Raw genomic sequence first — 18,128 nt, 5'->3', positions numbered from 1 at the left:
GTTATGCTAAAAAAAATTGTTTCAATAATTACTATAATTTCATTAATGACTATAGCTTTTGCAGGATGTGCAAAAAAAGAAGAGGTAAAAAATGAAAATCTTAAAAAAGTAACAGTAGTGCTAGATTGGGTTCCAAATACTAATCATACAGGATTATATGTAGCAAAGGACAAAGGTTATTTTAAGGAAGAAGGACTTGATGTTGAAATAATTCAGCCATCAGAAGGAGGAAGTATTTCTCTAGTAGCAGCAGGACAAGCTGAATTTGGAATAAGCTATCAAGAAGAAGTTACTTATGCTAGAACTTTAGAAAATTCTATGCCTATAAAAGCAGTAGCAGCTATAATACAACATAATACATCTGGATTTGCTTCCCCTGTATCTAAAAACATAAAAAGCCCTAAAGATTTTGAAGGTAAGAAATACGGAGGATGGGGTATGGATGTAGAAAGAGCTATGCTTAAAGGTTTAATGGAAAAAGAAGGAGCTGATTTTTCTAAGCTTGAAATGGTAGATATAGGAGTAGCTGATTTTTTTACAAGTGTTAAGAACAATGTTGATTTTACATGGATTTATTATGGATGGGATGGAGTTGCATCTGAAGTTAAAGATTTTCCTATAAACTTTATAAAGCTTACAGATATAGATCCTAATTTAGATTATTACACTCCTTTGATTGTTGCAAAAGAAGATTTATTAAATAATGACAAAGAACTTGTAAGTAAATTTTTAAAAGCTGTTACTAAAGGATATGAATACTGTATAGACAATCCTGAAGATGCAGTTAAATCACTACTTAAAGAAGCACCTGAAATAGATGAGAAAATAGCAGTTGAGAGTCAAAAATATCTAGCAAATGAATATAAAGCTGATGCAAAAAGATGGGGAGAAATGAAGGAAGAAATATGGACAAATTATAGTAACTGGATGTATGAAAAAGGATTAATAGAGAATAAAATTAACGTAAAAGAGGCTTTCACAAATGAGTACTTACCACAGTAAACTTAAGGTAAAAAACTTAAAAAAGTATTTTGATGATAATTTAATAATAGATAATATATCAATAGATTTAAATGAAAATGAATTTGTATCTATACTAGGACCTAGTGGAAGTGGGAAAAGCACAATTTTTAATATAGTATCAGGATTAGCTCTTCCTGATGAAGGAAATATTATAATAAATGGAGAAGATTTCACTGGAAAAAGTGGAAAAGTAAGTTATATGCATCAAAAGGATTTGCTTATGCCATGGAGAAAAATTATAGATAATGTAGCACTTCCTTTACTTATAAAGGGAGAGAGTAAGAAAAAATCAAGAGAAATAGTTAAAGGTTATTTTTCTATATTTGGTCTAGAAGGATTTGAATATAAATATCCATTTCAGTTATCTGGAGGTATGAGGCAAAGGGCTGCACTTATGAGAACATATATGTTTTCTAAAGATATAATGTTACTTGATGAGCCTTTTGGAGGACTTGATGCTATAACAAAATCAAAAATGCATGATTGGCTTTTAGATGTTTTAGATAGCTTAAAGGCAACAATATTATTTATAACTCACGATGTAGAAGAAGCTGTATTTTTATCAGATAGAATATATATTTTATCTGAAAGGCCAGCTGGGATAAAAGAAGAAATAATTGTAGATTTACCTAAGCCAAGAAATAAAGAGATTATAACATCAAAAGAATTTAATAATATAAAAAAATACATATTAGACATTCTTTAATATAATAACTAGAGAAGCTGCCTATAAATAAAGGCAGCTTCTTTAGTAGTAAGTAAGGAACTAATTAAGAACAATTTTGCTTAAGTTTTAATTTATGGAACAACTTCATAAGTACATTATATACTGTATACAATATGAAGTCAAATACAATTTATGAAAAATTTTAAATAAAAAATAAAAATTTTTTTCTAAAGATGTCATAAAAAATATATCTGTGGTGTTTATATATATGAAGACTGGAGGTGATTAGTATTTTTGGGTTCCCAAAACGAAAAAAAATAAAAGAAGAAGAATTTCAAATAAATTATGAAAAATACTACCCGATAGTTTACAAGCAGTTATACTATTTAGTTGGAAATAATGAATTAGCAGAAGATATAACTCAAGAAGTATTTATAAAATATTATAATTCCAAAGAAAAAATTGAGTTTTTAGGTTCTTGGCTTTCAAAAGTTGCAACAAATATTGCTCTTAACTATTTACGAGGTGAAAAAAGGAGAATAAAAAGAGAAGAAAGCATACTAGAAGAAGTAAATAATATTTTTTCAATAGAAGATGAAATATTTAGAAATGAACAAATTAAGGGAGTTAGAAAAATATTATCTAATCTTCCGGAAAATCAAAGAATATGTTTACTTCTAAAATTTTCAGGATATTCTTATGAAGAAATTCATAAAGCAACAAATATTCCAAAAAACAGTATAGGACAGCTGATTGCACGGGGTAAGCAGAAATTCTTAAAATTATATGAAAAAGAAGGTGATTTAAATGTGTTATGATATAGAAATACTTCAAAAAATAATTGATAATGCTTATGAAGGGGATATAAATGAAGTATTATCACATATCAAGACTTGTCCTTCTTGTAAAAATGCTTTTGAAAAATTAAAACATGAGGATAATTTTATAGAGAATGTTCTTAATGAAGGCATAAAAATACCACCCCGTCGTCCTATTAATATCTATACAGTTGATTTTAAGGAAAAGCAAAATAATAAGAGGAGGATTTTTAATATGAGCAAAAAGGCTAGAAGATGGAGCGCGATAGCGGCAGGAATTGTTATATGTGGAGGATTACTATTTGCTGAGCCAGTTCGTGCTAAAGCAGAAGAATTATTAAAAATGTTTCGTATGCAGGAAATTACAACTGTTTCTATCAGTGAATCAGATATTAGTGAAATTGATAAGCTATTCCGTGAAGGAAATGGCTATAAAGATATTCCGAATATTGGTAGTATAGATGTTTCTTCACAAGGTAAGGAAATTAGAATTGAGAATCCAAAAGGAGCAGATGAAATTAAAGAAAAGATGAATATAGATAGGATAGTTAAAGTACCTAAAGGATTCGTTTATGATTATGCTTCTAAAGAACCTAAAGCTGATGTTACCATAAAATTAGATATAGATAAAACTAATGATCTTTTAAAATATTTAGGTGAAGAAATTAGTCTTCCAAAATTATTAGACAAAAAGCCTTTTATTATTCATTTTAATGATATAGTAAGTTATGAAATTGTTAAAGAAACAAAAAATGAAGATGAAATAAGAAAATATATTAATGTGACTCAAATGGATGCACCTACTGTAGAAATTCCAAAAGATGTAGATGAAAAGAAGCTAATAAAAACACTATTTTCTATGAAATTTTTACCGGAAAATCTAAAGAAACAATTTATGTCAATTGATAATTTAACATCTACACTTCCAGTACCATATAGTACTGAATATCAAACTAAAGAAGATATAACTGTTAATGGACAAAACGCTATATTAATTAAGGATAAAGACTCAAAATATCCTTATTTAAGTATTTATTTTAAGGATAAAGATAAAGTATACGTTGTAAACAGTAACTGTTCTGTTGAAGAAATACTACCTTTAATTGAGGAGATGAAGTAATATATGGTTATTGAAACTTATAATTTAACAAAGAAGTTTAATGGTAAAGGTGGTTTTGAAAATATCTCCCTCTCTGTAAAAGAGGGGGAAGTATTTAGTTTTTTAGGTAAGAATGGAGCGGGAAAAAGTACATTCATTAGAACACTTCTTGGAATATTATATCCTACCTCTGGTGGAGGAGTAATTCTTAAAAAGCCATTAGGGGATGTTAATACTAGAAAAAAAATAGGGTATTTACCAGAGCTTTTTCAATATCACAATTGGCTTACTGGATATGAGCTTTTATTTAATCATGGACTTTTATATAAAATGAATAAAAAAGATATAAAAAGAAGAATTGAAGAAGTACTCGATATAGTAGGACTTAAAGGACATGAACATAAGAAAATAAAGGAGTATAGTAAGGGAATGAAGCAGAGAATTGGACTGGGATGTGCAATTCTTTCAGATCCTGAGCTTTTATTTTTAGATGAGCCAACAAGTGCTTTAGATCCTGTAGGGAGAAAGCAGGTTCGTGATATTATTTTTAAGTTGAAAAAAGAAGGAAAAACTATTTTTTTAAATACTCATTTACTTAGCGAGGTAGAATTAGTATCTGATAGAGTCGCTATTTTAGATAAGGGTATCATGAAAAAAGTTGGAACGATGAAGGAACTAATGAATTCACCAGTAGTTCTTTCAATAGGAAATTTAAATGAAGAAATAATTAATAAATTAAAAGTATTTGATCCAACCCTTAAAAAAGTGGAAAATGAAATAGAAATGTCTGTATATAACGATGACACTCTTCCTAAAATTGCAGAGTGCATAGTAAAAAATAATGGATTATTATATATGATGAAGAGAAAAGAAAATGTATTAGAGGAGTTATTTATAAAAACAGTAGGAGAGGAGGACTCAAGATGAGAACTATAATAAGACTTACATTTCTTGAAATGAGGAAGAAGAAAATTCTATATCTTACCCTCGTTCTTACTGCCATTTTTTTAGCTCTTTATGGGACTGCCCTTAAATTTTCTTACAAATCATTACATATGGAAGATGCTCTTATTAGAGCAGCTATTTCAGAACAACTTTTATCTATGGGGATTTATGCCATGGGGTTTATAATATCATTTTTATCTATTTTTTCAAGCATTGGTGCTATTTCATCAGAAATTGAAAATGGAACATATGATGCAATACTTTCAAAGCCAATAAATAGATACGAAATAGTTTTAGGGCGTTTTGTTGGAATTTTATTAGTTTTACTTCCTTATGTAACTTTTCTATATTCAAGTATTATAGGACTTAATCTTTTATTTGGAAAAGGAGCAGTTGTAAACTTTGCTTTAAAATCACTTATAAAATCTTTAGCAATGTTGTATTTGTTGCCTATATTATTAACTTCTATAGGAATATTTTTTAGCTGCTTTTTATCAACTATGGGGTCAGGAGTTATACTAGGAATTCTTTATTTTTGTGGAATGATAGGTGGAATTTTAGAACAAATAGGTCATTTTATGACTGAGGAAGCTGCAAAAGGAGTTTTAACTAATATAGGAATTATAACAAGTCTTGTAATTCCATCGGATATAATTTATAGAAAGGTATCTTCACTTTTATTTACAACATCTTCAGGACTTAATTTTAGTATTGAGAGCATAATGGGGGGTTCAATTCAGCCAAGCCCTTTTATGATAGGATATATAGTTGTTTATATTATAGCTGTAATTATTTTAGCTCTTAGAAAATTTCAAAAGAGAGATTTATAATATAAGGTCCATTCTTTGAAATTTAAATTTGCAAAGAATGGACTTTAATTATAATATATTTAAAATTTTTATCCAATTAGAAAACGATAAATTAGAATGTGTACTCGTTATATAAAGTATAAGTGTTATATTCAGGTCATATTCAGAATGACCTGTTATAAATATATTTTTTAAATCTTTAGATTGTACTATATATATTCCAGTTTCACTTGATTCAGATATTATTTCAAGGTCTTTTATATTTTCTATAACTTTCTCTTTGATCAAGGTCATTTAAATAAGAATATATTTTTTTAGGTATTTTGAAAACAAATGTAAATAAAAAATAAAGAATACATATTAAAATTACAGTATTTAAAATCTGAAATATAGTCTCCACATCTATATTCATTATAGAAACCTCCTTAAAATTAGTTTTATATTATATGATTGTATAGCTTTAAATTTAAAAGTTATTCTTATAAATATGCATAAAAATAATTTAGGTTGTGTATAATTTTTCCTTTGTATTATCATAATAATATTACATTTCAATATAAGAACAAAATAACCATTATATAGAAAAAGGTGGGTTTTATGACAAACTGGATTTTAATAATTAGTATTTTATATTTACCTCCTATAATTTTAATTTTATCATATAGATATAAAAATAAACATAAGTATATATATTCAAGTATTTATATAGTTATAGTATCCACAATAATAATATTGAGTTTATATTCTAATAAAAGTATTGCTATTAATAAAATAAAAATTAATGAAAATACAAAAGTAAAAAATAATAAATATATTACTGAAAAACAAGAAAAAATTTATATAAAAGAAGAGTATAATCAAAATATAGAAGATAAAAAAGAAGATATTTTAATTAAAGAAGAAAATAATAATGAGAAGATAATAGAAGATGATATAAAAATTAAAATAAATGAAAAAGAAACAACAGTAACAGAAGATAATATAAAAAATGAAGAAGAAAATAAAAAGGATGAGTTGGAGATATACAATGAATTTAGAAAAAAAATAACTATTATTGAAAAAGAAGCTCTTATTCCTCTTAGAAATTGTTACTCTTTACTTAAAAAAATGAAAAGAGGGGAGTCTAATATAACTGAGCTCCGTGAAGAAGCTAAAAATGCTAAAGAAAAATGTGAATTAGTAGAGAAAAAATATATGAATCTAAAAGTTCCTAAGCTTAAAGATAAGAAAAATGTAGACTTATTAAAAGATGCAAAATTAGATTTACAAAAGGCTTTTTATATAAGAGGTAAGGCCATGGAGAACGGAATTAAATTTTTAGATACTAAAAATCCTAAGTATATACTAAAAACAAAAGAAGAATTAAAAACTTCAGAAGAGCTTGTACGTAGTTGTGTTAAAAAATTAAATAAGGTAAAATCAGATTTAGAAGATAAAGATATGTAGAAAAGATTATAAATATAATTCACTAAGAATATGGCTTCACATTGTTTTTCTTGATTTTTATTTAAAAATATACAATAATAGTATAAGTAGCTTTATTGTGGAGGGAATATATGAAGAAATTAAATATATGCATAGACATAGATGGAACTGTAACAGATCCTTATTATTTTATGCCCTATTTTAATAAGTATTTTGATAAAGATTTAGGTCCAGAGGATTGTCATACATGTAAATTAGAAGATTTATATGAAGTAAGCTTAGAGGAAGTAATAGACTTTTATTTAAAAGAAGGATATGATATGCATTTGAATGCACCTGTTTTAGAAGGTGTAAATGAAATATTATGGGATCTTTATGAAACACATAATTTATATTTTGTAACAGCTAGAAATAAAAAAATGGAAAAAGTCACATTAGATTGGATGAAGGCAAATAATATGCCACCAATTAAAGTACATTCTCTAGGTAGTTATTATAAAGTTGATAAAGCAAAAGAGCTAAAATGTGATTTGTTTATAGAAGATAATCCAGAAAATACAAAGCAATTAGCACAAGAAGGCATAAAGGTTCTTTTAATAGACACAAATTATAATAAAGATTTAAACTTAAAGAATGTTATTAGAGTGAATAGTTGGTATGATATAAAGAATATAATAGATAAAATGTCTTTTTAGATAGGAGGGGAGAATTATGGTCGAAATAATTTTAGAAAACAAAAAAGGTGAAAAAAAAATAAACAGTACAGCAGTGGAAGAAATACTAAGTATAAAGGCTGATTTGGGTTATGTAAAAGATATATCAGATTCAATAAAACAGAAAAATATAATGGTATTTGACTGTAAGTTAGATAAATCTGCTTTTAAATATGAATTTTTAGAAGAAGAAGATTATGAGGAATATGGTGTTGGAGAAGAGTATTTACAAGTCTTATTTGAAGATATAAAAGCATACTTAAAAGATATATCTGATGATGTAGAAGATGATCTTCAAGAAGAGTATAAATATGAGGATATAAAATGTCATTTTGAAATATATGATTTAGATGAGACTTTTACAGATGTTAAATTTGTTCTTACTATTTCATTTGGAAATATTAATAGAGCTAAGCTTATGGACTTAACAAGACATGTTTCCAAAAGACAGCTTCAAGGATCTTCAAAATATTTCAATTAATAAAGAAAGTTTTTATAAAAAAAACCTAGACTATCTAAAAAATAATCTAGGATTTTTTCTTGTTAAAGTAAAATAATTTATTTTAATTTAGAAGCCACTCCAGAAGATCCGAATACATTTTTTATTTTGTGCTGTACTATTTTTTGAATAGCATCTCTACCAGGACCCAAGTATTTTCTTGGGTCAAATTCAGCTGGATTTTCTGTAAATAGTTTTCTTACAGCTGAAGTCATTGCAAGTCTTAAGTCAGTATCTACATTTATTTTACATACTCCATATTTTGCAGCTTCTCTTAACATTTCTTCAGGTACACCCTTAGCTCCAGGAATATTTCCTCCATATTGGTTACACATTTGTACATACTCTTGAGGTACAGAAGAAGCTCCATGAAGAACTAATGGGAAATTTGGAAGCATTTTTGTTATTTTTTCAAGTCTTTCAAAGTCAAGTTTAGCTTTACCTTGGAATTTATAAGCGCCATGGCTAGTACCAATTGCTATAGCTAATGAGTCAACACCTGTTCTTTCAACGAACTCAACAGCTTGATCAGGATTAGTATAAGTTGCATTTTCAGCACTTACATTAACATCATCTTCAATACCTGCTAATTGACCAAGCTCAGCTTCTACAGTAACTCCTCTTTCATGAGCGTATTCAACAACTTTTCTAGTAAGCTCTATATTTTCTTCAAATGGGTGGTGAGATCCATCTATCATAACAGAAGTAAATCCATCATCTATGCACTGCTTACAAATTTCAAAGCTGTCACCATGATCAAGGTGAAGAGCTATTGGAAGGTTAGTATCTTCAATAGCAGCTTCTACTAATTTTCTTAAATATACAGAATTAGCATATTTTCTAGCACCAGCAGAAGCTTGAAGAATTACGGGAGCGTTTTCCGCTTTGGCAGCAGCAACGATTCCTTGAACTATTTCCATATTATTTACATTGAAGGCACCTATAGCAAAATTACCTTCATAAGCAAGTTTAAACATTTCTTTAGTAGTAACTAATGGCATAATAAAATCCCCCTTATGTAAAATTTATCCATACACTTAAATAGTTTATGATTACCATTAACTATTATATACCTAATAATCAAAAAGTAAAAGAGCATATATAGTATACTAATAAAATAAAAAAGATATACTATATATGCTCTAATTTAATTTTATATATTTAATTATGTCCTTAAATTATGCTTTGTTTACTGAACCAAATAACTCCATTTTTTCTTTAACTGTAGCTTTTATTGCTTCAAATCCAGGAGCTAATATTTTACGTGGGTCAAAACCTTTACCTTCTAAATCTTTACCAGCTTCTATATATTCACGAGTAGCTTTAGCAAAAGCTAACTGACATTCAGTGTTAACATTGATTTTTGCAACACCTAAAGAGATAGCTTTTTTTATCATATCTTCAGGTATACCTGTACCACCGTGTAAAACTAATGGCATATCTTTAGTAGCATCTTTGATTGCAGCTAAAGCATCAAAGTTCAGTCCTGCCCAGTTTTCTGGGTATTTACCATGAATATTACCAATACCAGCAGCTAACATATCAATACCTAAATCAGCTATTGATTTACATTCAGCAGGGTCTGCAATTTCACCTGAACCTACAACACCATCTTCTTCTCCACCTATAGAACCAACTTCTGCTTCTACAGAAATACCTTTTGCATTAGCAATTTCTATGATTTCTTTTGTTTTTGAAATGTTTTCCTCAATAGAATAGTGAGATCCATCAAACATAACTGAAGAGAATCCAGCTTCTATTACTTTTAAAGCACCATCATAGCTACCGTGGTCTAAGTGAAGTGCAACAGGAACAGTAATGTTTAATTCTTCAATCATTCCATTAACCATTCCAACAATAGTTTTATATCCACCCATATATTTTCCTGCACCTTCAGATACACCTAAGATTACTGGTGAATTATTTTCTTGAGCAGTTAATAAAATTGCCTTTGTCCACTCTAAGTTGTTGATATTAAATTGACCAACAGCATATTGACCTTCTACCGCTTTTTTTAACATTTCTTTTGCTGAAACTAACATATGTAACCTCCATAATTTTATTTTGTAAAAATTTAGAGAAATAATATCTTATTTATTATTCTCTTTATAAAAAATATTATAATCTAAAATTGTAAAATATGAAATAAAAAATTTTTTACTTTTAAATTTAAATGATTGAAAAATGAAGATAAATGCTTAAATGTGAATAAGTTAACATGTTAAAAAAGAAATTAAAACATTTTGTTCGATGCAAATATTATTATTTCTTTAAATTATAATAAATATAAGTGTTATTGTAATAAACATGAATTAAAAGTATAATAATATTGGCAAAGAAAAGAAGAAGGTGTACATATGGGAAGATATATAGAAAATTTTGTGTTTATACGTGTTTATACAAGGAAGTAGGATTTCTTTATATAGATAATTATATTAATTCAAGGTATTAAAAAGGAGGAAGAATTATGCCACAAATTAAAATAAGAGGAATTAAGGCTCAAGTTGTTTGTAAAATAAGTGAAGAAATGGTCGATAAATTAGTTGATATTGTAAAATGTCCTAGGGATTATTTTGAGATAGAATGTATTCAATCTGTAGCTATAAGAGATGGAAAAATAGCACCAGTGTATCCATTTATAGAGGTTGCATGGTTTGATAGAGGACAGGAAATTCAAGATAAGGTAGCAAAAGTTATAACAGATTCTATAAGAGAAAATCTTGATGTTGAGAGTCTAGACTTAGCATTTACAACTTTTGAAAAAGAAAAATATTATGAAAATGGAGAGCATTTTTAGGAGAGATTAATTATGAAGTTACCATCTAGCTTTTTAGACAATATGAAAAATTTACTTAGTGATGAGTATGAAAGTTTCTTAAGAACATATGATGAAGAAAGAGCATATGGTCTTAGAGCAAATACACTTAAAATTTCAGTGGAGGAATTTCTAAAAATTTCTCCTTTTAATTTAAGCACAATTAATTGGTCATCAGATGGATTTTATTATAAAGAAAATATAAGACCTGCTAAAAGTCCACTTTATAATGCTGGACTTTATTATATACAAGAGCCTTCTGCCATGGCTCCAGTTGAATTTTTAGACGTTAAAAGAGGGCATAAGGTATTAGATCTTTGTGCAGCTCCTGGTGGAAAAAGCATTCAAATAGCATCAAAGCTTCAAGGAGAGGGAATACTTGTAACAAATGATATAAACTCAAATAGAGTTAAAGCATTAGTTAAGAATATAGAAATGTACGGAGTTAAAAATGTATTAGTTGTAAATGATTCTCCACAAAGGCTTTCTAAAAATTTTGAAGGATATTTTGACAGGATTTTAGTTGATGCACCTTGTTCGGGAGAAGGAATGTTCAGAAAAGATGAAGGATTAATCAAAAGCTGGGAAAAAGATGATATAAGTATATATCCTAATATGCAAAAAGAAATATTAGAGAGTGCTAGTAAAATGCTTAAAGTAGGAGGAAAATTAGTTTATTCAACCTGCACATTTAATATAAATGAAAATGAAAATATAATAGAAAATTTCTTAAAAGAAAATAATAATTTTAAGTTATTAAATATAGATAAAAATTATGGAATTAGTGAAGGTTTAGGAATAAAAGAAGTAGGAAGACTATGGCCTCATAAACTAAAAGGAGAAGGTCATTTCTTAGCACTCCTTCAAAAAACAGATGGAGAAGTTATTAATCATGATTTAGAAAAAGCAAATAACAAACCTCCTCAAGTTTATAGAGATTTTGAAAAAGAAAATATGAATATAAGTTTGGAAGGAAACTTTATAACAATAAATGATAATTTATACTTAGCTCCAAAGGATTTAATAAAAATAAAAAGTTTGAAAGTCGTAAGAACAGGGCTTCTTCTTGGGAAGATAAAGAAAAATAGATTTGAACCATCTCAAGCATTTGCCATGGTACTTAAAAAAGAAGATTTTAAAAGAGTCATAAATCTAACTAAGGATAGTACTGAGGTTATAAAGTATTTAAAAGGAGAAACAATATTTGTTGAAGGACAAAAGGGTCTTAACCTTATAACAGTAGAAAATTTCCCGATTGGATTTGGAAAACTTAATGGCTCTACATTAAAAAATGGGTATGAAAAAAGCTGGAGATGGATATAGACAATTAGCATTATACTTAATGTGTAGAAATGATACATGTAAAAATAACGCTCATGTGATGAACATTCTCTTATATTTTTACATGCATCATTTTAGATAGTTTGAAAGTTTAAATATATACTTAATTGTCTATAGTTAGGAGGTAATTATGAGAATTGATAAGGTTTTAGGGAACCTTGGATATGGAACTCGAAGTGAGATAAAAAAATATTGTAAATACGGAATGGTTGTTGTAAATGGAGAGGTTATAAAAAATAATTCTTTTCATGTTGATCCTAAAAAGGATGAAATAATATTTAATGGAGAAAAAGTAAATTATAGAGAATATATTTATTTAATGCTTAATAAACCAGATGGATATATTTCTGCAACTTATGACAATGTAGATAAAACAGTTTTAGATTTAATAGATCAAGAGTATTTAGCATTTAATCCTTTTCCAGTAGGCAGACTTGATAAGGATACAGAGGGACTTTTAATACTTACTAATGATGGACAGCTTTCTCATAGAGTACTATCTCCTAAAAGACACGTTCCAAAAACTTATTATGCAAGAATTCATGGAGTAGTAACAAGTGATGATGTTGATGCTTTTAAAGAAGGTTTAATTTTAGATGATGGATATAAAACTCTTCCAGGAGAGCTTGAAATATTAAAGAGTGATAGCATATCAGAAATAAATTTAACTATTCACGAAGGTAAGTTTCATCAAGTTAAAAGGATGTTTGAAAGTGTTGATAAAAAGGTTATTTATTTAAAAAGAATTTCTATGGGAGGCTTAAAATTAGATGAAAATCTAGCTTTAGGAGAATATAGAGAACTAACAGAAGAAGAAATAAAACTACTTGAAGAAAGATAGGAGCTGATTATATGAAATTTGAATTAGATACTCATACTCATACTATAGCTAGTGGACATGCTTATAGTACTGTACATGATTTAGCAAGAGAAGCTAAAAACATAGGGCTTAAAATGTTTGCATTAACAGATCATGGTCCAGCAATGCCAGGAGGACCTCATATATATCATATAGGTAATCAAAAGGTAATACCTAGGATTATAGATGGAGTATTTATCTTAAGAGGAGTAGAAGCAAATATTATAGATTATGATGGAAGTCTTGATATTCCTGAGGAATATTTAAAAGAATTAGATTTAGTTATAGCAAGTCTTCATGATGTTTGTATAAAGCCTGGAACTAAAGAAGAGAATACGAATGCATTAATTAATGCCATGGAGAATAGGTATGTAGACATAATAGCTCATCCAGGAAATCCAGTATTTCCTATAGATGAAGAAAAATTACTTAAGGCTGCTAAGGAAAATAATGTTTTAATAGAAATAAACAATAGCTCTTTTGGAAAAAGTAGACCAGGAAGCAAAGATAATTGTATAAAAATAGCAAAAATGGCAAAAGAGATGAATGTGAAATTATCTGTTGGCAGTGATACGCACATATCATTTCAATTAGGTAAATTTAATTATATAGAAGAAATATTTGAAGATATTAATATGCCAGAGGATTTAATAATTAATACATCAATACATAAACTTATAAATTATTTAGAAGAAAAGGGAAAGAAAAATATTAAAGATTTTAAGGAGTTAATATAAAACCGATAGATATTGGAGGGTAGAAAGTGAAGAAGAGAGATATACTTGAGCTTAAGATAGAAGGTATGGAATTTGGTGGTAATTCTTACGGATATATAGAGGATAGAAGAGTAGATATAAAAGGTGGAATAACAGGACAAACACATAAGGTTTTAATTAAAAAAATTAGAAAAGATAAAGTAGAAGCTAAATCACTAGGTATAATAGAAAATTCTCCAATAGAAAAAGCTGATATATGTAAGCATTTTGGAGAATGTGGAGGATGTTCTATTCTTTCAGTTCCTTATGAAGAGCAGCTTGAAATAAAAGAGGGACAAATATTAGATCTTTTTATGGAAAAAGATTTTGTAGGGTTTAAGTTCTTAGGAGTAGAAGGAAGTCCAAAATTTCATGAATACAGAAATAAAATGGAATATACATTTGGAGATGAAGAAAAAGATGGACCATTGACTTTAGGACTTCATAAAAAAGGAAGAATGTATGACATAATAACTGTTGATGAATGTTTTCTTGTAGATAAAGACTTTAGAGAAGTACTAAAAAGTACTGTAGATTATTTTCAAAGCACAGGACTTCCTTATTATAAAAACTTAACTCATAAAGGGTATCTTAGAAATTTAGTAGTTAGAAAAGGATTAAATACAGGAGAAATGCTTATTAATTTAGTTACTTCATCTCAAGTAAAGTTTAATTTAGATGAATACGTAAATAAAATTTTAGATTTAGATATAGAAGGAAAAATAGTAGGAATACTTCACACTATAAATGATGGACTTGCTGATGTTGTTAAATGCGATAAGTTAAATATATTATATGGAAGAGATTATTTATATGAAAGTCTTCTTGGACTTAGATTTAAAATATCTCCTTTTTCATTTTTCCAAACTAATACAAAAGGAGCAGAAAAATTATATAGTATAGCAAGGGAATTTATAGGAGACGAAAAGGATAAAGTAATATTTGACCTTTACAGTGGAACGGGAAGTATAGCACAAATAGTGTCTAAAAATGCTAAAAAAGTTATAGGAATAGAAATAATAGAAGAAGCAGTTGAGGCAGCTATTGAAAATGCAAAGCTCAATAATATAACTAATTGCGAGTTTATAGCTGGTGATGTAGGAGAGAAGGTTAAAACTTTAAAAGAAAAACCAGATTTAATAATAGTAGATCCGCCAAGACCCGGAATTCATAAAGATGCACTTAAAGATATAGTTAAATTTAATGCGAAGGAAATATTGTATATTTCTTGTAATCCAAAGACACTTGTTAGAGATTTAGCAGAATTTAAAAAAGCGAATTACGATATAGTTAAGGTTAAAGGAATGGATATGTTCCCAAATACGCCACATGTTGAAACGGTTGTACTACTAACTAGGAAATAACTGAATTTCTAACGAAATATTAATAATATAAAATGATTTTTCCGCCATTCTTCCACCCTCGGTTTTAATTGGGTGGAAGAATTATTTTATTTTACTACTTAAAACTCCTTCAAATATATTTACACTATCTTGATTCATTTTATCTGTTATATGCGAGTAAGTGTCCATGGTTGTTGCTAACTTACTATGACCTAATCTTTTTTGAATATCCTTTATATTTGCACCAGCTTCTAAAAGAATAGTAGCGTGAGTATGTCTTAAAGAATGAAAATTAAAATTAATACCAAGTTCATAATTTACAACTCTGCTTAAATATTTTAAGCTATCAGTAGATACTAATTCTCCATTTTCTTTAGTACAAACTAAATCGGTACTGCTATATTTTTTATTAATTTCTTCAAATTTATATAAATTATTGCTGTAGAATTCACCATATTTTAGCCTATTCTCTAGTTGATATTTTTTATGTTTTTTAAGTATATCAATTAATGTTTTTCCTATTAATATTTCTCTTTGAGAACTGGCCGTCTTTGGTGTTCCGAAGCACCACTGCATACCTTTTTTTAGAATTATTTTTTCAACTTTTATTTTGCCTTCTTCAAGATTTATGCAATCCCAAGTAAGTCCACATACTTCTGAAGCTCTCATTCCTGTATTAAAAGCAATTTGTAAGGGTATATAAAAACTACTTCCAAAAGGAAATCTATCCACTATTTTATTAAATTCATCCACAGTTATAATTTTTAAATCCTCATTATCTTTTTTTAAAGAATTATATTTTGGCATAGAAACATACTGCATTGGATTTTCTTTTATAAATTGATATGGATATACTGCCATTTTTAAAGCACCTGATAACACTCCGTAAAAGCCTTTAAGTGTGTTTTTAGTAAATCCATTTCTATATTTTTTATTTATAAATTCTTGGAGCATAGCAGGAGTTAAAGACTTTAATTTATATATACCTAGTGTAGGTTTAATATGCTTTTCTATAATAAGATTGTATCCTCTTTGAGTGTTATATTTGCAGTTTATTAAAACATATTCTTTGAACCAATAATCAAAATAATCAGCAACGCTTATATCACTTTCACTAACTAATGAACCACATTTTTCAAATTCATACAGAGCTTTTCTAAGAGCTTCTAATGCTTCTTTTTTAGTATTTCCACCTTTTCTTTCGATTCTTTTTCTTTTGCCATTAACTTTACCAGCATCAAAATAGTAATACCATCTATTACCTTTTTTTCTTACACCACCTTGCATTTTTAAACAACTCCTTTCGAATGTATGTTCTTATAGATTATATTATATACCAAACATATGTTTATATGAAGTGATATAGTAGATTTTTATAAAGAAATAAATAGAATATATTTGAGAAATTAAATGATATGACATGGAGAGGATATAAAATGAAAAATATAAAAGCAATTGATGTGTTGAATCAATGTATAGAACAAATTAGCAGCATGACAAGTGAAGAATTTTTAAAAATTAAAGAGCAAAGAGGAATATTAAATAAAGAGTATAATTTAGAAGAATATATGTGAAGATATAGATATTTTACTATAATTGTATATAAAGATAGGTGTTTTGAAGCTGGTTATAACATATGAGAAAAGAGCAGTTATTCTGCTCTTTAAAGAATAGTACTGTTTTAAGCTGTGGCTTCTTTTTTTATAAAGGGTAATACTAATAAGAAATGTGTCTATATATGGCTATAGGTCTTATTACAAATTTATTAGTTTTATCTTCATTAAGCATTTCAAAATATACTTTAGACAAATCATCGATATTATTTTTGAATTCACATTTTGATTTGATTGTATTAGAGCAATTTGCATCTAATAACCCAACTACAGTCCATTCTGATGGAAGAGTTTTACCATAAGATATTAATATTTCATTAGGTGACAAGGTTAAAAATTCTTCTTTTATTATTATTGTTGCACTTTCGTCGGTATCAGTAATTAATTCAAATTCTATATTATTAGGAATAAAAGAAATCATTTTCTCCATAAGTTTACCAATTGTAAATTTTTTATTTTTACCTCTGGAATTTGGAATTACTGGTGAATCAAATCCAGGAATCATACCACTTTCTGTTATGAATGGAATTAGCTTGTTTAACATTGCATAATCTCTAAATATAAGATTGCCTTTTATAGCTACTAATTTTTTTTCTGGACAATTCATTAATCTGTCATTAATAATTTCTATGTTTAGTTCAGATATCAAATTAAGCAGTTTGAAGTCATGAGGATCAATATTAGATGTAAGTGTTTGACTTGAATTTTCTTTAGTAGCAACATTACCTTTTAAAACTTTGATACTACCATCTATGCCAGTAGCAATTTCATCACTAATTGTTTCTGTTTTTGTTATAGCAGATAAGTTCCCACTAAATATTTGGGAATAAAAAGAATCTATTAAATTATTATCTCTATATATAAAATCAATTAAGGTATTTTGTTGACAGTTTCTTTCGGTTTCCCCCATCTATCCCACTCCTCTTTAAAGTTATATTTATTTTTTTTTATTTTAGATTTTACTGATGATTGCATTTTGAGTATTTCTTTAAATAATTTATATTTATTAATCATGAATATTCAACTCCCTTTTAAATTTTATTAACTATAATTATAAATTATAAGGGAAATTATTTAAATTATAAATTTTTTTATATTAAGTAGGAAATTATAAAATTTCAAAATCTGTGGAAAACTTGCTAAAATATATGTATAAGTATTGAAAAAAGAGAGATGAAGAGATGACTAAAGTAACATTAAAAAAATATTGCAAGATAATTGGCAAAACTTTTTAAAGAAAAAAATTAAAAGAATTCCGAAGGTAATAAGGGCAGATGTTATAGAAACAGTTGAAAAAGCAATGGACTGTGGGAGGCTAGAAAAGGGATATACAGAGTATATGTGTTTAGAATGCATGGAAAGTAAGAGAGTAGGCTTTACATGTAAAAGTAAATTTTGCACTAG

The 18,128-nt window shown here is 27.5% G+C and carries 23 protein-coding genes; 16 read left to right on the top strand and 7 right to left on the bottom strand.

What is annotated here, in order from left to right; genetic code table 11:
* Nucleotides 1–3: 3 nt before the first annotated feature.
* The 6 genes from BUA77_RS05785 (at nucleotide 4) to BUA77_RS05760 (ending at nucleotide 5,382) form a co-directional block, all read left to right on the top strand.
* Nucleotides 4–1,002 carry an ABC transporter substrate-binding protein gene (locus BUA77_RS05785; RefSeq protein WP_072888224.1) on the top strand — a complete coding sequence of 333 codons (999 nt, stop codon included), beginning with the start codon at nucleotides 4–6 and terminating at the stop codon, nucleotides 1,000–1,002.
* Nucleotides 983–1,729 carry an ABC transporter ATP-binding protein gene (locus tag BUA77_RS05780; protein ID WP_072888222.1) on the top strand — a complete coding sequence of 249 codons (747 nt, stop codon included), beginning with the start codon at nucleotides 983–985 and terminating at the stop codon, nucleotides 1,727–1,729. Before BUA77_RS05785 ends, BUA77_RS05780 begins: the two co-directional genes overlap by 20 nt.
* Before the next feature lie 242 nt (nucleotides 1,730–1,971).
* The gene (locus BUA77_RS05775; RefSeq protein WP_159428955.1) at nucleotides 1,972–2,508 is read left to right on the top strand and encodes a sigma-70 family RNA polymerase sigma factor; all 537 of its coding nucleotides are present in this window, start codon (nucleotides 1,972–1,974) and stop codon (nucleotides 2,506–2,508) included.
* The gene (locus BUA77_RS05770) at nucleotides 2,498–3,628 is read left to right on the top strand and encodes an anti-sigma factor (RefSeq protein ID WP_072888218.1); all 1,131 of its coding nucleotides are present in this window, start codon (nucleotides 2,498–2,500) and stop codon (nucleotides 3,626–3,628) included. Before BUA77_RS05775 ends, BUA77_RS05770 begins: the two co-directional genes overlap by 11 nt.
* Before the next feature lie 3 nt (nucleotides 3,629–3,631).
* A complete protein-coding gene (locus tag BUA77_RS05765) occupies nucleotides 3,632–4,534 on the top strand; it encodes an ABC transporter ATP-binding protein (RefSeq protein WP_072888216.1) in 903 nt (300 codons plus the stop codon).
* The gene (locus BUA77_RS05760) at nucleotides 4,531–5,382 is read left to right on the top strand and encodes an ABC transporter permease (RefSeq protein ID WP_072888214.1); all 852 of its coding nucleotides are present in this window, start codon (nucleotides 4,531–4,533) and stop codon (nucleotides 5,380–5,382) included. Before BUA77_RS05765 ends, BUA77_RS05760 begins: the two co-directional genes overlap by 4 nt.
* A gap of 48 nt (nucleotides 5,383–5,430) precedes the next feature.
* Here the strand turns inward: BUA77_RS05760 and BUA77_RS14800 are convergent, their stop codons facing one another.
* Both BUA77_RS14800 and BUA77_RS14170 read right to left on the bottom strand, forming a co-directional pair.
* Entirely contained in the window at nucleotides 5,431–5,655 is a 225-nt protein-coding gene (locus tag BUA77_RS14800; RefSeq protein ID WP_084605546.1) for a homoserine O-acetyltransferase/O-succinyltransferase family protein, read from the bottom strand.
* Entirely contained in the window at nucleotides 5,609–5,773 is a 165-nt protein-coding gene (locus tag BUA77_RS14170; protein WP_200773931.1) for a hypothetical protein, read from the bottom strand. The genes BUA77_RS14800 and BUA77_RS14170 overlap by 47 nt, the downstream gene beginning before the upstream one ends.
* Before the next feature lie 185 nt (nucleotides 5,774–5,958).
* Between BUA77_RS14170 and BUA77_RS05750 the strand changes: the two genes are divergently transcribed.
* From BUA77_RS05750 to BUA77_RS05740, 3 genes are all read left to right on the top strand, one after another.
* On the top strand, nucleotides 5,959–6,807 hold the full coding sequence (locus BUA77_RS05750) for a hypothetical protein (RefSeq protein WP_072888209.1): 849 nt from the start codon (nucleotides 5,959–5,961) through the stop codon (nucleotides 6,805–6,807).
* Nucleotides 6,808–6,917: 110 nt separating this feature from the next.
* The gene (locus tag BUA77_RS05745; RefSeq protein WP_072888207.1) at nucleotides 6,918–7,481 is read left to right on the top strand and encodes a 5' nucleotidase, NT5C type; all 564 of its coding nucleotides are present in this window, start codon (nucleotides 6,918–6,920) and stop codon (nucleotides 7,479–7,481) included.
* 16 nt (nucleotides 7,482–7,497) lie between these two features.
* Nucleotides 7,498–7,980, top strand: coding sequence for a hypothetical protein (locus tag BUA77_RS05740; RefSeq protein WP_072888205.1), 483 nt, complete (start codon nucleotides 7,498–7,500; stop codon nucleotides 7,978–7,980).
* A gap of 77 nt (nucleotides 7,981–8,057) precedes the next feature.
* Here the strand turns inward: BUA77_RS05740 and fba (BUA77_RS05735) are convergent, their stop codons facing one another.
* Together fba (BUA77_RS05735) and fba (BUA77_RS05730) are read right to left on the bottom strand one after the other, a co-directional pair.
* On the bottom strand, nucleotides 8,058–8,999 hold the full coding sequence (gene fba / locus BUA77_RS05735; protein WP_072888203.1) for a class II fructose-1,6-bisphosphate aldolase: 942 nt from the start codon (nucleotides 8,997–8,999) through the stop codon (nucleotides 8,058–8,060).
* Nucleotides 9,000–9,176: 177 nt separating this feature from the next.
* Nucleotides 9,177–10,040 carry a class II fructose-1,6-bisphosphate aldolase gene (gene fba, locus BUA77_RS05730; RefSeq protein WP_072888202.1) on the bottom strand — a complete coding sequence of 288 codons (864 nt, stop codon included), beginning with the start codon at nucleotides 10,038–10,040 and terminating at the stop codon, nucleotides 9,177–9,179.
* A gap of 425 nt (nucleotides 10,041–10,465) precedes the next feature.
* On the opposite strand from fba (BUA77_RS05730), the gene BUA77_RS05725 reads away from it, so the two are divergent.
* From BUA77_RS05725 to rlmD, 5 genes are all read left to right on the top strand, one after another.
* A complete protein-coding gene (locus BUA77_RS05725; protein WP_072888200.1) occupies nucleotides 10,466–10,795 on the top strand; it encodes a DUF1904 domain-containing protein in 330 nt (109 codons plus the stop codon).
* 12 nt (nucleotides 10,796–10,807) lie between these two features.
* Nucleotides 10,808–12,136, top strand: coding sequence for an RsmF rRNA methyltransferase first C-terminal domain-containing protein (locus BUA77_RS05720; RefSeq protein ID WP_072888198.1), 1,329 nt, complete (start codon nucleotides 10,808–10,810; stop codon nucleotides 12,134–12,136).
* 148 nt (nucleotides 12,137–12,284) lie between these two features.
* Complete coding sequence (locus tag BUA77_RS05715; RefSeq protein WP_072888196.1) at nucleotides 12,285–12,995, top strand: pseudouridine synthase; 711 nt, start codon at nucleotides 12,285–12,287, stop codon at nucleotides 12,993–12,995.
* Nucleotides 12,996–13,006: 11 nt separating this feature from the next.
* Nucleotides 13,007–13,750 carry a phosphatase gene (locus BUA77_RS05710; protein ID WP_072888194.1) on the top strand — a complete coding sequence of 248 codons (744 nt, stop codon included), beginning with the start codon at nucleotides 13,007–13,009 and terminating at the stop codon, nucleotides 13,748–13,750.
* A gap of 26 nt (nucleotides 13,751–13,776) precedes the next feature.
* On the top strand, nucleotides 13,777–15,132 hold the full coding sequence (rlmD, locus tag BUA77_RS05705) for a 23S rRNA (uracil(1939)-C(5))-methyltransferase RlmD (protein ID WP_072888192.1): 1,356 nt from the start codon (nucleotides 13,777–13,779) through the stop codon (nucleotides 15,130–15,132).
* Between the two features lie 81 nt (nucleotides 15,133–15,213).
* Here the strand turns inward: rlmD and BUA77_RS05700 are convergent, their stop codons facing one another.
* Entirely contained in the window at nucleotides 15,214–16,398 is a 1,185-nt protein-coding gene (locus BUA77_RS05700; RefSeq protein ID WP_072888190.1) for a site-specific integrase, read from the bottom strand.
* A gap of 149 nt (nucleotides 16,399–16,547) precedes the next feature.
* Here BUA77_RS05700 and BUA77_RS13770 point away from each other — a divergent pair, with 149 nt between their 5' ends.
* Entirely contained in the window at nucleotides 16,548–16,685 is a 138-nt protein-coding gene (locus BUA77_RS13770) for a hypothetical protein (RefSeq protein WP_159428954.1), read from the top strand.
* A gap of 142 nt (nucleotides 16,686–16,827) precedes the next feature.
* Here BUA77_RS13770 and BUA77_RS05695 read toward each other — a convergent pair whose 3' ends face one another.
* Nucleotides 16,828–17,634, bottom strand: a complete 807-nt coding sequence (locus BUA77_RS05695) for a DUF6414 family protein (RefSeq protein WP_072888188.1) — start codon at nucleotides 17,632–17,634, stop codon at nucleotides 16,828–16,830.
* On the bottom strand, nucleotides 17,595–17,738 hold the full coding sequence (locus tag BUA77_RS13765; protein WP_159428953.1) for a hypothetical protein: 144 nt from the start codon (nucleotides 17,736–17,738) through the stop codon (nucleotides 17,595–17,597). Before BUA77_RS13765 ends, BUA77_RS05695 begins: the two co-directional genes overlap by 40 nt.
* 193 nt (nucleotides 17,739–17,931) lie before the next feature.
* Between BUA77_RS13765 and BUA77_RS05690 the strand changes: the two genes are divergently transcribed.
* Nucleotides 17,932–18,128: transposase zinc-binding domain-containing protein (locus BUA77_RS05690; protein WP_200773930.1), on the top strand; the 197-nt coding region annotated here is incomplete at its 3' end.

This window comes from Tepidibacter formicigenes DSM 15518 (assembly GCF_900142235.1).
Lineage (GTDB): Bacteria > Bacillota > Clostridia > Peptostreptococcales > Peptostreptococcaceae > Tepidibacter > Tepidibacter formicigenes.
The sequence above is the reverse complement of the archived record's forward strand: the minus strand, read 5'-3'. Positions and strand labels throughout refer to the sequence as shown.